12 protein-coding genes are annotated in these 18,168 nt (G+C 55.3%); 6 read left to right on the top strand and 6 right to left on the bottom strand.

The window, feature by feature from the left end; translation table 11 throughout:
* Positions 1 to 21: 21 nt before the first annotated feature.
* The 3 genes from hutU to ABRZ28_RS03735 all read left to right on the top strand — a co-directional run bounded on the left by hutU (position 22) and on the right by ABRZ28_RS03735 (position 4,261).
* The gene (gene hutU, locus ABRZ28_RS03745; protein ID WP_319604657.1) at positions 22 to 1,707 is read left to right on the top strand and encodes a urocanate hydratase; all 1,686 of its coding nucleotides are present in this window, start codon (positions 22 to 24) and stop codon (positions 1,705 to 1,707) included.
* Positions 1,708 to 1,859: 152 nt separating this feature from the next.
* Positions 1,860 to 3,029 (top strand): histidinol-phosphate transaminase, encoded by a 1,170-nt coding sequence (hisC, locus tag ABRZ28_RS03740; protein ID WP_330519522.1) that lies wholly within the window; start codon positions 1,860 to 1,862, stop codon positions 3,027 to 3,029.
* Positions 3,030 to 3,175: 146 nt separating this feature from the next.
* Positions 3,176 to 4,261, top strand: a complete 1,086-nt coding sequence (locus ABRZ28_RS03735) for an iron-containing alcohol dehydrogenase family protein (protein WP_319604659.1) — start codon at positions 3,176 to 3,178, stop codon at positions 4,259 to 4,261.
* A 133-nt stretch (positions 4,262 to 4,394) separates the two neighbouring features.
* Here the strand turns inward: ABRZ28_RS03735 and ABRZ28_RS03730 are convergent, their stop codons facing one another.
* The 6 genes from ABRZ28_RS03730 to ABRZ28_RS03705 form a co-directional block, all read right to left on the bottom strand.
* A complete protein-coding gene (locus tag ABRZ28_RS03730) occupies positions 4,395 to 5,165 on the bottom strand; it encodes a DedA family protein (RefSeq protein ID WP_330519650.1) in 771 nt (256 codons plus the stop codon).
* Between the two features lie 167 nt (positions 5,166 to 5,332).
* Positions 5,333 to 6,028 (bottom strand): ABC transporter ATP-binding protein, encoded by a 696-nt coding sequence (locus ABRZ28_RS03725; RefSeq protein WP_319604661.1) that lies wholly within the window; start codon positions 6,026 to 6,028, stop codon positions 5,333 to 5,335.
* Positions 6,021 to 6,800, bottom strand: a complete 780-nt coding sequence (locus tag ABRZ28_RS03720) for an ABC transporter ATP-binding protein (protein WP_330519521.1) — start codon at positions 6,798 to 6,800, stop codon at positions 6,021 to 6,023. The genes ABRZ28_RS03725 and ABRZ28_RS03720 overlap by 8 nt, the downstream gene beginning before the upstream one ends.
* Positions 6,790 to 7,773 carry a branched-chain amino acid ABC transporter permease gene (locus ABRZ28_RS03715; RefSeq protein WP_319604777.1) on the bottom strand — a complete coding sequence of 328 codons (984 nt, stop codon included), beginning with the start codon at positions 7,771 to 7,773 and terminating at the stop codon, positions 6,790 to 6,792. The genes ABRZ28_RS03720 and ABRZ28_RS03715 overlap by 11 nt, the downstream gene beginning before the upstream one ends.
* Positions 7,774 to 7,832: 59 nt before the next feature.
* Complete coding sequence (locus ABRZ28_RS03710) at positions 7,833 to 8,732, bottom strand: branched-chain amino acid ABC transporter permease (RefSeq protein WP_319604663.1); 900 nt, start codon at positions 8,730 to 8,732, stop codon at positions 7,833 to 7,835.
* A 201-nt stretch (positions 8,733 to 8,933) separates the two neighbouring features.
* Positions 8,934 to 10,070, bottom strand: coding sequence for an ABC transporter substrate-binding protein (locus ABRZ28_RS03705; RefSeq protein ID WP_319604664.1), 1,137 nt, complete (start codon positions 10,068 to 10,070; stop codon positions 8,934 to 8,936).
* 727 nt (positions 10,071 to 10,797) lie between these two features.
* Here ABRZ28_RS03705 and ABRZ28_RS03700 point away from each other — a divergent pair.
* The 3 genes from ABRZ28_RS03700 (at position 10,798) to rapA (ending at position 18,080) form a co-directional block, all read left to right on the top strand.
* A complete protein-coding gene (locus ABRZ28_RS03700; RefSeq protein WP_330519520.1) occupies positions 10,798 to 12,396 on the top strand; it encodes a sensor domain-containing diguanylate cyclase in 1,599 nt (532 codons plus the stop codon).
* Between the two features lie 111 nt (positions 12,397 to 12,507).
* Positions 12,508 to 14,874: a DNA polymerase II gene (locus ABRZ28_RS03695; protein WP_330519519.1), complete on the top strand. Its 2,367-nt coding sequence runs from the start codon at positions 12,508 to 12,510 to the stop codon at positions 14,872 to 14,874.
* A gap of 302 nt (positions 14,875 to 15,176) precedes the next feature.
* Entirely contained in the window at positions 15,177 to 18,080 is a 2,904-nt protein-coding gene (gene rapA / locus ABRZ28_RS03690; RefSeq protein WP_330519518.1) for an RNA polymerase-associated protein RapA, read from the top strand.
* Positions 18,081 to 18,168 lie beyond the last annotated feature (88 nt).

The following is an 18,168-nucleotide window of genomic DNA, read 5'->3' as shown; positions in this document are numbered from 1 at the left end:
ATTTTAGATAAGGAAACAACGATGAACGCGCCACAAAAAACCGCCGTTGTTCGCGCACCGCACGGCACGGAACTGAGTTGCCGGAACTGGCTGATTGAAGCGGCTTACCGCATGATCCAAAACAACCTTGATCCGGATGTCGCGGAACGTCCGGAAGATCTGGTGGTTTATGGCGGGATAGGTAAAGCGGCGCGTAACTGGCCCGCTTTTGAAGGCATCCTCGCAAGCCTGCGCGCACTGCAAGAAGACGAAACGCTGCTCGTGCAATCCGGCAAACCGGTTGGCGTGTTCCGCACCCATGCCGACGCGCCGCGCGTGCTGATCGCCAACTCCAACATCGTGCCTCACTGGGCGAGCTGGGAGCATTTTCACGAATTGGATAAAGCCGGTCTGATGATGTACGGCCAGATGACCGCCGGCTCATGGATTTACATCGGCGCGCAGGGCATTGTGCAGGGTACCTACGAAACCTTCGCGGAAGCCGGGCGTCAGCACTATGACGGCGACCTGCGCGGCAAATGGATCTTAACCGCCGGTCTGGGCGGCATGGGCGGCGCTCAACCGCTGGCGGGCGTACTGGCCGGCGCCTGCGTGCTGGCGATTGAATGTCAGGAATCGCGCATTGATTTCCGCCTGCGTACCCGTTATCTGGATTACAAAGCGCACGACATTGATGAGGCGCTTTCGATGATCGAAAAAGCCTGCGCCGAGAAGAAAGCCATTTCCGTCGGTCTGCTGGGTAACGCCGCGGAGCTGATGCCGCAGCTGGTTGCGCGGGCAAAAGAAGGCGGCCTGCGCCCTGATATCGTCACCGATCAGACTTCCGCGCATGATCCGCTGAACGGTTATCTGCCGGAAGGCTGGAGCCTGGAAAAATGGCGGCAAGCGCGTCAGTCCGACCCGCAATCCGTGGTGAAGGCCGCACGCGCGTCCATGGCGAAACATGTTCAGGCGATGCTCGATTTCCATGCGATGGGCATTCCGACTGTCGATTACGGCAACAATATCCGTCAGGTTGCGAAAGACGAAGGCGTTGTCAATGCCTTTGATTTCCCTGGCTTTGTCCCGGCGTATATTCGCCCGCTTTTCTGTGAAGGCAAAGGGCCGTTCCGCTGGGTGGCGCTCTCCGGCGACCCGGAAGATATTTATAAAACCGACGCCAAACTGAAAGCGCTGTTCCCGGATAACGCCAACCTGATCAACTGGCTGGACATGGCGCATGAACGTATTGCCTTCCAGGGTTTGCCGGCTCGCATCTGCTGGCTTGGTCTGGGCGAACGTCATATCGCCGGTCTGGCCTTCAACGAAATGGTGCGCAACGGCGAACTGAAAGCGCCTATCGTTATCGGCCGCGACCATCTGGACACCGGTTCCGTCGCCTCGCCAAACCGCGAAACCGAAGCGATGAAAGACGGCTCCGATGCCGTTTCCGACTGGCCGCTGCTCAATGCGCTGTTGAACACCGCCGGCGGCGCGACCTGGGTGAGTCTGCACCACGGCGGCGGCGTCGGCATGGGCTTCTCGCAACATGCCGGGATGGTCATTGTGTGCGATGGAACCCCGGAAGCGGATGCCCGCCTTGAACGCATTTTGTGGAATGATCCGGCGACTGGCGTGATGCGGCATGCGGATGCAGGTTATGAGCAGGCGCAAGAATGCGCTGACCGTAACGGGCTTAACTTGCCGATGCTGCGCAATCAGGGGTGATAAGCGACGCATTCAGCAGGAAAGTAAACGCAGCAATGAACATGGGCAGCGGCGCGGGCATTGCGCGCCCCATTACCCTAACACGCTGAAAATTAATCAAAAACGACGTAAAACAACCATGTTCGACGGCATATAACAGCACGGAGTGGAAGATGGCTTCAGATTTGGCAGTATTCGATGCAGCAGATGTTGATACGGAAAAACAAGGTCTGAGAAACCTGGCAAGAGCAGCCTCGCGTTCACTGGGGGTTTATAATGCCGGGCTTTCCGCGGATAGCGTGCAGCAAAAATATGGCGTCGCGCATGTGGCGAAACTCGCCAGCAACGAAAACCCGTTGGGCGCCAGCCCGCAGGTCGTGGCCGCACTTCAGGCGGATGCCTGTTTCAGCGCGGTTTATTCCGATGCGTCGAGTGCGGCGCTGCGCCAGGCGCTGGCGGAACATACCGGCGTGAGGGCGGACAACATTGTGGTTGGCAACGGTTCGGAAGACATTCTGCACATGCTGGCGCTGGCCTTTCTCAACCCCGGCGACCGCGTGGTCACGTTGATGCCATCCTTTGGTCTGCACGAAATTTTCCCACGCATGATGGGAGCGGACGTCACCCTGGTTGGCGTTAATGCGCAGCGGCGGTTCGATGTCGAAGCCTGGGAAACGGCGCTTTCGACGCCGGCCAAAATGGTGATTTTCAGCAATCCATCCAATCCGGTCGGCTGCATGCTCGACAAGCAAGGATTCGCCCGAATTATCGATGCGGCGCCGCAGGATTGTCTGCTGGCGATCGACGAAGCGTATTTCGAATATTGCGAAAGCGATCCTGATTATCCCGACAGTCTGCGCATTCTGGCGCAACAGCCGCTCCCGTGGATTGTGCTGAGAACCTTTTCGAAAGCGTACGGTCTGGCGGGGCTGCGCGTCGGCTATGGCTTAGCCAGCCATCCGGAGCTGGTGAATTTGCTGGATCGCGTTCGTACGCCGTTCAACATCAACCGTTGCGCGCAAACGGCGGCAGTGGCGGCGTTACAGGACAAACAGCACGTTATCGACAGCATTGCGCTGACAACCGCCCAACGCGGGATGATGGCGGCGGAACTCGCGGCGCTGGGTTTCGACGTGGCGCCGTCTTACGCTAATTTTCTGTTCTTCGATTGCGGCCGGCCGAGTGGCGAACTGGCACGGCGATTGCTAACTTATGGCGTCATTATCAAACCGTGGCGGGAAACCGGCTATGAAAACTGGATCCGCGTATCTGTCGGCAACGAACAGGATAACCGGCAGTTTATGGACAGCCTGAAACAGATTCTGGCGGCGGAAGCCGTGTGAAATTTGTCGGGTTGTATATCGGTTGCGCGACCGTACCCGCATGGACGGCGTCTTCCGCCATAGGTATCAATAAGTCATAACGATAAGCATACTCAGAAGATTTTTAACCAGAACCAGCCAGACACAAAAATTACGGAGAGGCAGTCATGCAGGCACAGAACATCATTTTCCCGGCGCAAATCCTGCGCGGTCCCGGCGTTATTTCTCAGCTTGGCGATATTTGCGCGTTACTGGGTAAACGCGCGCTGGTGATTGGCGGGCATCAGTCTCTGGCCGCGGTAAATGATAAAATTCGTCGCCAATTGGAAGATTCCGCAGTAGAACTGGCGGGCAGCGCATGGTTTGGCGGCGAAAGCAGCGAAGAGAATATCCGCCGTCTGGCGCAGGCGGTCAAAGACCAGAAAGCGGATATGGTGATTAGCGTCGGCGGAGGTAAATCCCTCGATACCGGTAAAGCCGTCGGTGTGGAAACCAACGTACCCGTCGTGACCATCCCGACCATTGCGGCGACCTGCGCCGCCGTTACGCCACTGACCATCCGTTATCACGACGACGGCCGCTTTCGTGATTTATTCCCCCTGCCGCAGGCTCCGGCGGCGGTCATCATCGATAGCGAAATCATCGCCGCCGCGCCGTTGCGCTGGCTGGCCGCCGGCCTCGGCGATACGCTGGCGAAATGGTACGAATTCCGCGCCATCAGCGATCATCTCGGCCAACAGAGCGGCGTGGCGCGTTCTTCCTGCGCCAACAGCCGGATTTGCTACGACCTGATAGGATCCTACGGCGCATCGGCCTGCGACGCCGTTCGCGCCGGTAAACCCGGCGCCGAACTGGACCAGGTGCTCGACGCTATTTTCATGTTCGCCGGTCTGACCTCGCTGATGAGCAGCGGCGCCCATGCCGCCGCTTCCCACGCAATTTATGAAGGTTTTACCGTCTGCGATAAAACCCGCGCATTCGGCCACGGATTGCTGGTTGGTTTCGGTAATCTTTGCCTGCTGGCGCTGGAAAACCGCAGCGATGAAGAGTTGCGGGAAGCGATCAAACTGGCGCATGCCTGTGCGGTTCCGCTGCGTCTGCGCGAAATTGCGCAACTGAATTCAGAGGAGCTTGATAGTATCGTGCAAGCGTCGTTGCATGCCCCGGATATGGCAAACATGCCTGGGGTGGTGACAGCGGCGGCGCTGTATCAGGCGATTGCACGGGTTGAGGCGCTGGCGGATTCAATATAATGCCGACGATGGTTTCGGTTTCTCACGTTCAGCAGTTGCTTAACGCGCTGCGCCGAAGCCGCCCGGGAGAGGCCGTAACAGACCTCGCCCGGATCTGCCGCCTCTTTAAACTGCGCGCATCGTTCGCTGGATTTCACCCATTCAGCACCTGCCACAACAGGTGGCAATAAACCGGCATTAACGGATGCTGTATCAGCAACGCCAGGCTCACGCCCGTCGCCGCCAGCGATAGCGGCGCCGCCCAGCGTAAACGGTTCATCGGCAGCCATTGAGCGAACCAGTCGCGCTTTTTACGTTTATCGCCCCGCCACCAGCGCCAGCACAACCACGCCGTCCCCCACGCCAGCAGCGCCGCCGCCAGCAACAGCCATTTGAAACCGCCGCTATGGGCCGCGCTTGGGATATCAATGGCGACGCCGGCCAGAATCCCCGGAAAAAAATAGACCGGCGGCCAGGTCAGGCTGCCGATGATGTTCGGCAAAGCGAATTTCCAGGGGGGGAGTTCCAGCATGCCGGCAACCATCGGGATCAGCGGACGCGTCGGACCGACAAAGCGACCAATCAGCACCGTCGCCATATGATGCTGATGCAACGCATGTTCCGTCTTGCGCAGCATCGTCTGGTGTTTCTTCAGGAACGACCATCGGTGCAGCGGCCCCTTAAAACGCCGACCGATATAATACGAGATCCAGTCGCCCAGCAGACAGCCGATAATGCCCACGCCCCACGCCGGATACAGTCCCAGCTTGCCGCTGCCGATCAATGCTCCCAGCGTCGCCATCAACAGCGTACCCGGCAGCAACAGCCCCACGACGGCAAGAGACTCCAGAAAGGCGACCAGCATGACCGCGATCAGCGCATAGGTTAATGATTGAGTCACCAGATGATCCAGCCATGCTTCCATAGAGCCCTGCCCATTATTGATGAAAGATGGGATTGTCTGGATCTTGGCGGCAACCGTCAACTGGTCATTTTCCGAATGATAAGGGAGCACGGCACCGGCTTGAACCGCATCCATGCGGCTCGTACTGACAGCCTCTGCCCGCTCAGCCCGTTACGCCAGAGGAAAACCTAGCCCCCCAAATACATCTTCTTCACCTCGGGGTTGGCAAGAATATCCTGCGCGTTTCCTTTCAGGACTATCTTGCCGTTTTCCAGCACATAGGCGCGGTCGGCGATCTTCAATGCGGCGGTCGCGTTCTGCTCGACCAAAAGGATGGTGATATTCTCCTTCTGCAACTGCTTAATGATGCCGAACATTTCGCCGACTATCTTCGGCGCGAGCCCCAGACTCGGCTCATCGAGCATCAGCAATACCGGCTCGCTCATCAACGCACGGGCAATCGCCAGCATCTGTTGCTCGCCGCCGCTCATCGTCCCCGCCAACTGGCTACGACGTTCCTTTAAACGCGGAAACAGCGTATACATTTTGTCTTTCAGATAGTTGAAGTTAACCGGGTTATTGTAGGCGCCCATACGCAGGTTTTCTTCAATGGTCAGGTTGGTGAAAACCTTGCGCCCTTCAGGAACCAGCGCCAGTCCTTTCCTGACGATCTGGTGCGTCAGGCTATTGGAAATATCCTCATTCAGGAAGTTTACCTGCCCGGTTGATTTCACCAGGTTGATAATACCGTTCAGCGTTGAGGTTTTTCCCGCCCCGTTGCTGCCGATCAAGGTAACGATTTCACTGTTTCGTACCTCAATGTCGATGCCCTTTAATCCCTGAATCAGCCCGTAAAATACCTGTAGATCATCGGCTTTAAGCATAATCGACATCTCCAAGATACGCGGCAATCACTTCTTTATTATTAATTGCCTCATGAGTGGCGCCGCTGAATAACGGTTTGCCGTAATCCAGCACCAACACCCGTTCACACAGGGTATTCACGAAAGACATATCATGTTCAATCAGCAAAACCGTTAATTTGTAATCATCACGCATTTTAAAAATCAGTTGCGCCAATTCATTGGTCTCGCGGGGATTCATACCGGCCGCCGGTTCGTCCAGCAAAAGCAGCGCGGGCGACGTCGCCAATGCTCTGGCGATCTCGACTTTGCGCTGATTGCCGTAGCTCAGGTTGGTCGCCAGCGATTGGGCATGTTCGGCGATACCGATATATTCAAGAATCTCCATCGCTTGCGCTTTAGCCTGTTTTTCCGCCGAGAAAAAACGGCCCATATGAAATGCCGCCTCAAGAAACGAATAATGAATCGCGCGATCGAAACCGATTAATACGTTTTCCAGCACCGTCATCGAATTAAACAAGCGAATATTCTGGAAGGTACGGGCAATACCGCGATTCACCACCTGATTCGGTTTTAATCCGGTAATTTTATTATCCCCCAGCATCACCGTTCCCGAGGTCGGTTTATAGTTGGAGGTAATCACATTGAATAACGTGGTTTTCCCCGCGCCATTCGGGCCGATCAGGCCAAATATTTCAGCTTGATTAAGCGTGAAGCTGACGCCATCGATGGCTCGCAATCCGCCGAATTGCATGATGATATTATCAACGCTGAGAATAGTTTTATTTTCCATAACGGCGCTTCCTGTTCACTTCCCAAATCTCCTGCTTACCCAGCAACCCTTCACGCGCGAACAGCATAATGACGAGCAGCACCAGTGAGAATACGACCATGCGTAAACCGGGATAGGATCCTAAATCCTCGCCAAAGAAACTTAACGGCTGGTCGAGGAACCGCAGCCATTCGCCGCTGCCCACCACCACAATGGTGCCGAGAATCGCGCCGGTGGTGCTTCCCAGCCCGCCGAGTACAATGATGATCAACAGCTGGAACGTCAGCATGAAGTCAAACAGATCGGGGGAGATGATCGTCAGCAGCGAGGCCAATAATCCGCCGCCGACGCCTTCTAAAAAGGCGCTGGTGGCAAAGGCGCAGGTCTTAATTTTGAAGGTATTAATCCCCATCGCTATCGCCGCATCTTCATCATCGCGCACGGCCTTCATGGCCCGCCCGTATTTCGAATACACGATTTGCAAAATAAGCAAAACGGCAATCAGGGCAATAAAGCCGCACCAATAAAGCATATGGCTGGCCTGCGGAATTTCATTCAGCCCGATGGCGCCATTGGTGATCTGGGGATTATTAATCGCCAGTATTTTAATAATAAAGCCGAAGCCCAATGTCACAATCGCCAGATAATCGCCGCGCACCCGGAATACAGGGAATGCCAGGCATACCGCCAGTATCGACGCGCAAACGCCGCTGATAATCAACGCAGGTAAAAATGTGGTATGTACGGCCAGTATCAGCGGGCTGGGTGAAGCCATTTCGAACATATCCATTTTAGTATCCGCGCTTAATAGCAGCAGCGCGGTAATATAAGCGCCGACGGCGACAAAACCATTGGGCTCGAGTGAAAGCTGTCCGGTTACCCCATTTATCAGGTTATAACTCACCGCCAGAATCATAAAAATAAAAATATTACAGACTATGCGGAGAACATAATCGTCAAATACATTCTGCAAAGCGAACAGCATCAGCAGCATGATGACAAATAACCCGATATAGCCTATTAACAACGAAAATGAATTTGTTGGCATTCTCATCAAAAGCGGCTCCTTTCCAGTCTTTCATCACCCATAATGCCTACCGGTCTGAATAATAAAACCAGGATCAAAAACATAAATGCAAAGGCGTCTTTATATCCGCCCAGCTCAGGAAATACCGCGACGGCGACCACTTCGGTGAACCCCAGAATAAAGCCGCCGATCACCGCCCCCGTGACGCTGCCAATCCCCCCTAATACGGCGGCGGCAAATGCCTTCAGGCCAATCAGTACGCCCATTAATGGATCGATGGTCGGATAGCTGGTGGCGTAAAAAATCCCGCCGAGCGCCGCCAGCGCGCTGCCGAGAGCGAAAACAAAGGCGATAATATGGTTGGCGTCCACCCCCATCAGACGAACGGTATTGACGTCAAAGGCGACCGCGCGAATCGCCATCCCCTGACGCGTCCGGTACAGGATGAAAAGAATGCAGCCCAGCAACACCAGCGTGACTAACGGCACCAGCCAGGCCACATTGGTGATAATGATGCTGCCGAACGTCACGGTGCGATTGAAGAACTCGGGTGCGGCAAAGAAACGCGGGCTACCGCCGAACAGCACGTTGAACAGGTTCTCCAGAAAGAAACTCACGCCGATAGCGGTAATCAGCATGGAGATCTTGGAGGCCTGACGCAGAGGACGATAGGCAATCTGATCGATACAGACGCCCAGCAGCGCCGAAAAGAGAATAGCGAATAAAATCGCGGCCCCGAAAGGCAGCTCAAAGGTGGTTGAGCCGAAGAGCGCCAAAAACGCCCCAACCATCATGATGTCGGCATGCGCGAAGTTGATCAGTCGTAATACGCCGTACACCATGGTGTAACCGATGGCAATCAGCGCATACATACTGCCCAGGCTCATGCCGTTAACCACTTGCTGAAAGAAAATGGCAGCATCCATAGATTTAATCCTTAGTGACCTTTCTACCCAATGGATTTATGGCGGACTATCCTGCCCGCTTCCGGGGCCAACGCTGCGCGTTGTCGAACCCGATCCCGGCGTTTTTCACGATGCGGCACGGCGGATTTCAACCCGGCCCCACGGAGGAGCCGGATAAAAAGACGCCGACATCACGGCAACGTGAAAGATGAAGGGTATAAATTAAGGGTTAACAACCGTTTTAAAGGCCAATTGGCCGTTTTTGACTTCATTGATAACGGCGTTTCGGATCGCATCGCCATCTTTCAGCGTCAACGTGCCGGTAATGCCGGAAAAATTACTGGTTGCGCGGATTTTCTCATTGACGCAAACGCGGTCTTTCGGATCGCTGCACTGGTTCATCGCGTTGACGATCATCTTGTAAGCGTCAGCGGTCATCGCTCCCCAGGTGTGGGTAGGCTCTTTATATTTCTCTTCCCAGGCCTTGATGAATTTCTCGCCTTCCGGGGTCTGTTCTTTGGCATTCGGCGAGTAGTAATCGGTGGTCATGTAGCCTTCAACCGCGTCCTGACCGAGCTTGAAGAATACCGGATCGGCCGCCAGACCGTCGCCGCCGACGACCGGCACTTTCAGCCCCAGCTGTTTGGCCTGCACGGCGATCAATGCGCCTTCGGTGTAATAAATCGGCATATAGATCATGTCGACATTTTTAGCTTTGATGGTGGAAAGCTGAGCTTTGAAATCCTTGCTGCCCCCCGGCGCCTGCACTTCGATCGGGATAGTGCCGCCGTTTTTAAGGAACTGGGTGCGGAAGGATTTTGCCAGACCGACAGAGTAATCGTTGCTGCTGTCGAACATGATGGCGGCGGTTTTCGCGCCTAAATCACGCGATGCCAGGTTGGCGCCCACCACCCCCTGGAAACTATCGGAAAAGCACACGCGGCTGACGTATTCGCGGTTGCGGGTAACACGGTCATTGGTCGCGGTCGGAGAAACCAGCGGCGTTTTGGTGTCTTCCGCCATTTTGGTCATCGCCATCGTATTGGTGGAGGTCACCTCTCCAATCACCGCATCGACTTTATCGCTGGAGACCAGACGCTGCATGGCGTTAGCCGCTTCGACCTTGTCGCTTTTGTCATCAATAATCACCAATTTGATCGTATCGCCGTTTTTCAGCGTCGGCTCCATGCTGTTTACCAACTCAACGCCTTTCTGAGAAGGTTGCCCATAACCGCTAAGCGCCCCGCTTAAAGGCAGCACCACCCCGATTTTCACTTCCGCAGCCATTGCGCTGCCGGCACCGATGACAGAGGAAACGAATGCTGCAGCTACAGTTATCCTGACAAATTTTTTATTCATGATCGCCTCTTTAATGATGAGTGATGCAAATCCCAGTAATGAAATAAAGCCGTATGCCTGACGGTAAGAATCCCCAAAGCGCCACAGGGATATATTCTGTTGGCCGAATTAAATTCAGCAATAAATGTGCCAAAACCATTAAAGCGCGATTAACGGATTAATAAACAACAGAAAAATTGATTTATTGAACTTGATAAAATAGGCGGGAAGAGAGTAAAAGAAGCGGGATGCACCAATTTGTTTCGTCGTTGCTTTTAAAAAGTGCGTTGGCATAAATAGCAAAATTTTATAAGTAAATCAGTCACCCATCGCGGCCTGGCCATATAACGCCTTTGCGAGCGCAAGAGATTATTTATATTCTACCCATAGCGCCTTAAACCCTGTTTTTATAGTGATAATTTCTTTAAATAAGCCGTTTTCCAGTTTTTATGCCAAAAACAGCGCGCCGGGATACCTGTATACCAGACGTTATAGAAAAATTTATAATTCCCGCGCAGGGTGTCTATAATAAACTCTCGCTGGTTTCAGATTTTCTCATCTCGCGCTTTTAACCACGCTATGGATTCTGGACTCAACACATCGCGTTATCCCTGTCAGGCTATGTAATACTAAATAATATAATTACATTGATAATAGTTTTCAGGATAATTATTTTACAGGCCATACATCTGCACCTATGATAGCGGCCATTTTCTCATCACTGCGTCAATCTGCCAAAAAAACACGTATGCTGTTAAGACCATTCAATCACATCGGATTGCGTCGACTAATATTGCTTCTGGCTATCGCCAGCGCGTTAATCATGCTCGTTAACAGTTTTTATGCCAGTTACCGGGTTCAGCGCCAGCTCCTGATCGATAGCACATTGGAAGCCAATCGCGTGTATGCCACAAAACTGGCCGCGATGACGGATCTTTTCTTTAACTCGGCGCTGCAACAATTAGCCTATAGCGCCGACATCGTCTCCCCCCTGATTGACGATACGTCAAGCCTGGTGAAGGAAACCGAACGCATCGGATTACAAAGCCACAGTTTCAACACCGCGATTATCGTGGACGAACATGGCGTGATCAAAGCCGCGTTTCCCGATGCGCCTCACTTTATCGGACAAAGGTTGACGACACCCGGCGTACAGGAAGCGCTGCGGGAAAAACAACGCTTGATCAGCGAACCTTATGTCTCCGTGGCCAATAACCTTATCGTGCTGATTTCATCGCCGATATTTAACCGCGACGGCCAGTACAAGGGATTTGTCGGCGCCTCCATTTATCTAAAGAAACCCAGTATTCTCAATACATTACTTGATCAGCATTACTATCGGGACGGTTCCTACATTTATGTTACCGACAAAAACCGCAAGATGCTGTACCACAAATACATCGGGCGGATCGGCGAAACCGTCAACAACGACCTGACGATCAATCCCTCGACCGACAGCAACGGCAGCCAGGAAATTCTCAATACCCAGGGTCACAAAATGCTTGCCGGATACGGCATTGTTCCGGCAAATAATTGGGAAGTGGTGGTGGTGCGCTCGACCAGGGAAACGTTAAAACCGCTGGATAGCCTGATGATGAACGTGTTGCGTCATTCGCTCCCTCTGGCCGTGTTGACCATACTCGGCGTCTGGCTGCTGGCCCGCCTCATTGCCCAGCCGCTGTGGCTGTTGGCCCGCAGCGCCAATAAGATGGACTCGCTCAACGTTTCCGACGATATCAGGAAAATTCATTCCTGGTATTTTGAGGCGACGCAACTCAAGCAGGCCATGTTGATTGGCATCGATCTGCTACAGAAGCAAATCGGCAAACTGCGTTCGGAGGCCCAAACCGACCCGATGACCGGTCTGCTCAATCGCCGCGGGCTGGAAGGCATTCTGCGCTACTGGCTGGTCGGGCAGAAACGCTTCGCCATCATCACGCTGGACATCGATCACTTCAAACGCGTTAACGACACGTTCGGACATGATATTGGCGATAGCGCCATTAAATATATGGCTAAGATCATTCGCTCCAGCGCCCGTGAATCCGACATTTTATGCCGTAGCGGGGGGGAAGAGTTTCTCATCCTGCTGCCTGAAACCGAGCTAAAGATAGCGTCCGGTATCGCGGAACGGTTGCGCAACGCGACGCAGGAAGCCACGATCCCGCAAGTCGGGCGCATCACAATCTCGCTGGGCGTGTCACAGTGGTCGCCGGGCGTACATAACATCACCATCGAACAAGCTTTTAAAAAAGCGGACGAAGCGTTGTATAAGGCCAAACAGGCGGGACGCAACCGGGTGGTTACCGCGGCTGAATCCGTCCGAGTCGGCCGGGATCGGGTTTAATCCCCGCGCGCCGCCGCCATCCCTGCGACCAACCGGTTAGCAAACGGCTGGACAATGACTGTATAAATAACCATACTTTATGGCATTATCGTATTGAAAAAGGCCGCCTTAGTGACCCAGACTCGTCAGGGCTTTATCCTCACCCGTCACTGGCACGATACCCCTGACGGCACACAGGTGGAATTCTGGCTGGCGACCGATGAAGGGCCGCTACAGGCCCGCCTGCCGTTGCAACAGGCGGTCGCCTTTATCCCGGCGTCGCAACAGACGCAGGCCGAGGCATTGCTGCGCCGTGAAAAGCACTGGCGACTGCGCCCGCTGTCGCTACAGGACTTCCATCACCAGCCCTTGCTGGGTTTATACTGCCGCCAATACCGCCAGTTGCTGAAACTGGAAAAAATACTGCGTGAAGGCGGGGTTCAGGTTTACGAGGCCGATATTCGCCCGCCCGAACGTTTCCTGATGGAGCGTTTTATTACCGCCCCCGTCTGGCTGAGCGGCGAACCCACGGCTTCCGGTCTGCTGACTCAGGTGCGCATGAAACCCAGTACGGACTATCGCCCCAACCTCAGGCTGGTCTCGCTGGATATCGAAACCAATCGCCACGGCGAGCTTTACTGCATCGGGCTGGAAGGCTGCGGTCAACGTCAGGTTTATATGCTCGGCCCGGCGAATGGCCGCCCAGCCGGGACGGACGATTTTGCGCTGGAGTATGTCGCCAGCCGTCCGCTGTTGCTGGAAAAACTGAATCAGTGGCTGCAATTGCACGATCCCGACGCCATCATCGGCTGGAATCTGGTGCAGTTCGATCTGCGGGTGTTGCAAAAACACGCCGAACGTTACCGTATCCCGCTGCGGCTGGGGCGCAACGGCAGCGAGGTGACGTGGCGCGAGCACGGTTTCAAACCGGGGCATTTTTTTGCCGACGCGCCGGGACGGCTCATTATCGACGGCATCGAAGCGCTGAAATCGGCGACCTGGAATTTCGCCTCGTTCAGTCTGGAATTCGTCGCGCAATCGCTGCTGGGCGAAGGCAAAGCGATTGATACCCCCTATCAGCGCATGGACGAGATCGATCGCCGGTTCGCCGAAGATAAGCCCGCGCTCGCCCGCTACAATCTCAAGGACTGCGAACTGGTGACGCGCATTTTTGACCAAACGGGGCTGATGCATTTTTTGCTGGCGCGTTCGAACGTCACCGGTCTGGCGGCCGACCGCAGCGGCGGTTCGGTGGCGGCGTTTACCCATCTTTATCTGCCGCGCATGCACCGGATAGGGTATGTGGCGCCCAATCTGGGTGAAATCGCGCCGGAAGCCAGTCCGGGGGGATTTGTGATGGACTCGCGCCCCGGTTTATACGATTCGGTGCTGGTGCTGGATTACAAAAGCCTGTATCCGTCGATCATCCGCACTTTTCTGATCGATCCGGTGGGTCTGGCCGTCGGCATGCAACAGCCCGACGAACGTCACGCGGTCGCCGGTTTTCGCGGCGCCTGGTTTTCCCGCGATCGTCACTGCCTGCCAGCGATTGTCGAACATATCTGGCAGGAGCGGGAAGCCGCCAAACGCAGCAGCAACAAGCCGCTGTCCCAGGCGTTGAAAATCATCATGAATGCTTTTTACGGCGTGCTGGGATCCAGCGGATGCCGCTTCTTCGATCCCCGGCTGGCGTCTTCCATTACCCTGCGCGGTCACGAAATCATGCTCAAGACACGCGAGCTGATTGAAGATCAGGGCTATCAGGTGATCTACGGCGATACGGACTCCACCTTTGTATGGCTCAAACGCGCGCATGCGGAAGAAGAGGCAGCCCGAATCGGCAAGCAACTGGTGCGACAGGTCAATCAGTGGTGGAAAGACCATTTACGGCAAAGCCACGGGTTAAGCAGCGCGTTGGAGCTGGAGTTTGAAACCCACTTCCGCCGCTTTCTGATGCCAACCATTCGCGGCGCGGAACAAGGCAGTAAAAAACGCTACGCCGGACTGATCATGACCGACCAGGGCGAGCAAATGGTATTCAAAGGGCTGGAAACGGTACGTACTGACTGGACGCCGCTGGCGCAACGGTTTCAACAGCAGCTCTACCTGCTTATCTTTCAGCAAAAGCCTTATCAGGAATGGCTGCGGGATTATGTGCGCAAAACCCTGAACGGCGAATTCGATGAGCTGTTGATTTACCGCAAACGGCTGCGTCGTCGTCTTGACGATTATCAGCGCAACGTGCCTCCCCATGCCCGGGCAGCCAAAATCGCCGATGACTATAACCGTCGACAGGGGAGGCCGTTGCAATATCAGAACGGCGGCTGGATTAGCTACGTGATCACCGCCAGCGGGCCGGAGCCGCTGGAAACCTACCATTCGCCGCTGGATTATCAACACTATGTCGAGCGCCAGCTACAGCCGGTGGCGGACGCCATTCTTCCCTTTTTGCACGATGATTTCTCCACCCTGGTCACCGGCCAGATGGGGCTATTTTGATAATCCGCGGCGGGTCCGGGCGTTTGATCAGGTGACGAACGCGCCGCCATCCATTACCATAGCGCCCTTTCTGGATTGGCATCATCAGTTCCATCTCTTATCAGATAATTGCCAATACGCATCAGACCGATGACATGATTTATCGCCATGGTCATTCCCGCGTACCGCTAAAGCCAGAATGACAATGCGGAACAGGAATGACAGCGAGGAATACCGCAACGCCGCATTAATCCGCGTTGTCCGTATTCCTACGGTATGACCCGACACTATCCCGACACAGACAAAAATCGAGCAAAGAATTTATGCCTTTTACACTTGGTCAACGCTGGATCAGCGATACGGAAAGCGAACTTGGATTGGGAACAGTGGTTTCCGTCGACACCCGCATGATTACCCTGCTTTTCCCGGCCAGCGGTGAAAACCGTCTCTATTCCCGCAGCGATGCCCCCATCACCCGCGTCATGTTTAATCCCGGTGATACCGTCACCAGCCACGAAGGTTGGCAGCTCCAGGTAGAAGAGGTACGCGATGAGAAGGGTCTGCTGATCTATATCGGTCGGCGTCTGGATGATGACTCGGCGGCCGAGCTGCGTGAGGTTCTGCTGGACAGCAAGCTAACGTTCAACAAACCGCAGGATCGCCTGTTCGCCGGCCAGATTGACCGCATGGACCGCTTTGCCCTGCGCTATCGCGCGCGCGCCAATCAGCACCAGCAGGCGCTGCAACAGTGGGGCGGACTGCGCGGTATGCGCGCCAGCCTGATCCCGCATCAGTTGCACATTGCTTACGAAGTGGGCCAGCGCCACGCGCCGCGCGTCTTGCTGGCGGATGAGGTCGGTCTGGGCAAAACCATTGAAGCCGGGATGATTATCCATCAGCAACTGCTCGCCGGACGTGCCGAACGCGTGCTGATTATCGTCCCGGAAACCTTGCAGCACCAGTGGCTGGTGGAAATGCTGCGCCGCTTCAACCTGCTGTTTTCGCTGTTCGACGACGAGCGTTACGCCGAAGCCAAACTGGACAGCAGCAACCCTTTTGAAACCGAGCAACTGGTTATCTGCTCGCTGAGTTTTGTGCAGCGCGACGCGCAGCGTTTTAATCAGTTGGTCAATGCCAACTGGGATCTGCTGGTGGTGGATGAAGCCCACCATCTGTCCTGGAGCGAAGACCGTCCGAGCGCGGAGTACCTGGCGGTTGAACAACTGGCGCAAAATATCCCGGCGGTGCTGCTGCTTACCGCCACGCCGGAACAGTTGGGTCAGCAAAGCCACTTTGCCCGTCTGCGGCTGCTCGATCCGAGCCGCTTTCATGACTATCGTGAATTCGTCGATGAACAGCGCCGCTATCGTCCGGTCGCCGATGCGGTGACCTCGCTGCTGTCCGGGGAAAAGGCCACCAGCGCCGAACTCAATGCGCTGAGTGAATTGCTGGGCGAACAGGATATCGAACCGCTGCTGAAAGCGATTAACAGCGACAGCGACGACAATCAGAAAGCCCGTCAGGAACTGATTACCATGCTGATGGATCGGCACGGCACCAGCCGCGTGCTGTTCCGCAATACCCGTCAAGGGGTGAAAGGTTTCCCACAGCGCATTCTGCATCAAATCCGCCTGCCGCTGCCTGCTCAGTATCAGACGGCAATCAAAGTTTCCGGCATCATGAGCGCGAAAAAAGCGCCCGAGGCGCGCGCGCGCGAAATGCTCTATCCGGAACAGATCTATCAGCAGTTGGAAGGCGATGACGCCACCTGGTGGAACTTCGATCCCCGCGTTGAATGGTTGCTCAATTATCTGACGGCGAATCGCGACGAAAAGGTGCTGGTGATCTGCGCCAAAGCCGCGACCGCGTTGCAGTTGGAACAGGTGCTGCGCACCCGGGAAGCCATCCGCGCCGCCGTATTCCACGAAGGATTATCGATTCTCGAACGCGATCGGGCGGCCGCCTATTTCGCCTCGGAAGAAGAAGGCGCGCAGGTTCTGATTTGCTCGGAGATCGGCTCCGAAGGCCGTAACTTCCAGTTCGCCAGCCATTTGATCATGTTTGATCTGCCGTTCAATCCCGATCTGCTGGAACAGCGCATCGGCCGTCTGGATCGTATCGGTCAGACACGGCAAATCCAGATTATGATCCCCTATCTGGAGCATACCGCGCAGGCGATGCTGGTCCGCTGGTATCACGAAGGGCTGGATGCTTTTGAGCACACCTGCCCGACCGGCCGCGCCATCTATGACGCGCACTACGATGAATTGATTGAACGATTGACCACCCAGGGCGAACAGCAAGGTCTGGATGAATTCATTCGCGCCTGCCGACAACAGCACGATCGGCTCAAACAGCAGCTTGAACAAGGCCGCGACCGTCTGCTGGAAATGCATTCCAACGGCGGCGAACAGGCGCAGATACTGGCTCAGTCTATCGCCGAACAGGATAACGACATCAATCTGGTCACCTTCGCCCTCAATCTGTTCGACATCGTCGGCATCAATCAGGAAGATCGCAGCGATAACCTGATTATCCTGACGCCGTCCGATCATATGCTGGTGCCCGACTTCCCCGGTTTGCCGCAGGACGGCTGCACCATCACCTTCGATCGCGATCAGGCGCTTGCGCGCGAAGATGCGCAGTTCATCAGTTGGGAACACCCGCTGATCCGCAACGGGCTTGACCTGATCCTGTCCGGCGACACCGGCAGTTGCGCCGTATCCTTGTTGAAAAACAAAGCGTTGCCGGTCGGCACCTTGCTGGCCGAACTCATCTATGTGGTGGAGGCGCAGGCGCCGAAACACCTGCAACTGACGCGTTTCCTGCCGCCGACGCCCATTCGGCTGCTGATGGATCGCAAAGGCGCCGACCTGGCCGGTCAGGTGGAGTTCGAAAGCTTCAACCGCCAGCTCAGCGCGGTGAATCGTCATACGTCGAGCAAGCTGGTGAATGCCGTACAGGCGGATGTCCATGCCATGCTCCAGCAGGCCGAACCGCTGGTGGAGGCGCAGGCTCGTCAGTTGATTACCGACGCGCAGGCTCAGGCCGATCGGCAGTTGCGTCGTGAGCTGGAGCGCCTGGAAGCGCTCAAGGCCGTCAACCCCAACATCCGTGAAGATGAATTGAGCGCGCTGGAAAATCAGCGTGAGCAGGTATTAACCAATCTTCATGAGGCGAACTGGCGTCTGGACGCTATCCGTCTGGTGGTGGTTACGCATCAGTAGCGGTATGTTGTCTGGCCACCCCTTTCCGGCCCTCCCCTTCGCAAGGGTGGGTCGGAAAGGGGTTAGCGATAAAGCGCGACGCGTTATC

It is taken from the genome of Brenneria sp. g21c3, assembly GCF_040240345.1.
Classification (GTDB): domain Bacteria; phylum Pseudomonadota; class Gammaproteobacteria; order Enterobacterales; family Enterobacteriaceae; genus Brenneria.
The sequence above is the reverse complement of the archived record's forward strand: the minus strand, read 5'-3'. Positions and strand labels throughout refer to the sequence as shown.

Bases quoted from the DNA above. Each gene is read 5' to 3' on its own strand.
- hutU (WP_319604657.1), top strand. From the start codon at position 22: ATGAACGCGCCACAAAAAACCGCCGTTGTTCGCGCACCGCACGGCACG.
- ABRZ28_RS03715 (WP_319604777.1), bottom strand. From the start codon at position 7,773: ATGCTGCTGATGCTGTTCGCTTTGCAGAATGTATTTGACGATTATGTT.
- ABRZ28_RS03710 (WP_319604663.1), bottom strand. From the start codon at position 8,732: ATGGATGCTGCCATTTTCTTTCAGCAAGTGGTTAACGGCATGAGCCTG.
- ABRZ28_RS03705 (WP_319604664.1), bottom strand. From the start codon at position 10,070: ATGAATAAAAAATTTGTCAGGATAACTGTAGCTGCAGCATTCGTTTCC.
- ABRZ28_RS03735 (WP_319604659.1), top strand. From the start codon at position 3,176: ATGCAGGCACAGAACATCATTTTCCCGGCGCAAATCCTGCGCGGTCCC.
- ABRZ28_RS03700 (WP_330519520.1), top strand. From the start codon at position 10,798: ATGCTGTTAAGACCATTCAATCACATCGGATTGCGTCGACTAATATTG.
- rapA (WP_330519518.1), top strand. From the start codon at position 15,177: ATGCCTTTTACACTTGGTCAACGCTGGATCAGCGATACGGAAAGCGAA.
- ABRZ28_RS03730 (WP_330519650.1), bottom strand. From the start codon at position 5,165: ATGGAAGCATGGCTGGATCATCTGGTGACTCAATCATTAACCTATGCG.
- hisC (WP_330519522.1), top strand. From the start codon at position 1,860: ATGGCTTCAGATTTGGCAGTATTCGATGCAGCAGATGTTGATACGGAA.
- ABRZ28_RS03725 (WP_319604661.1), bottom strand. From the start codon at position 6,028: ATGCTTAAAGCCGATGATCTACAGGTATTTTACGGGCTGATTCAGGGA.
- ABRZ28_RS03720 (WP_330519521.1), bottom strand. From the start codon at position 6,800: ATGGAAAATAAAACTATTCTCAGCGTTGATAATATCATCATGCAATTC.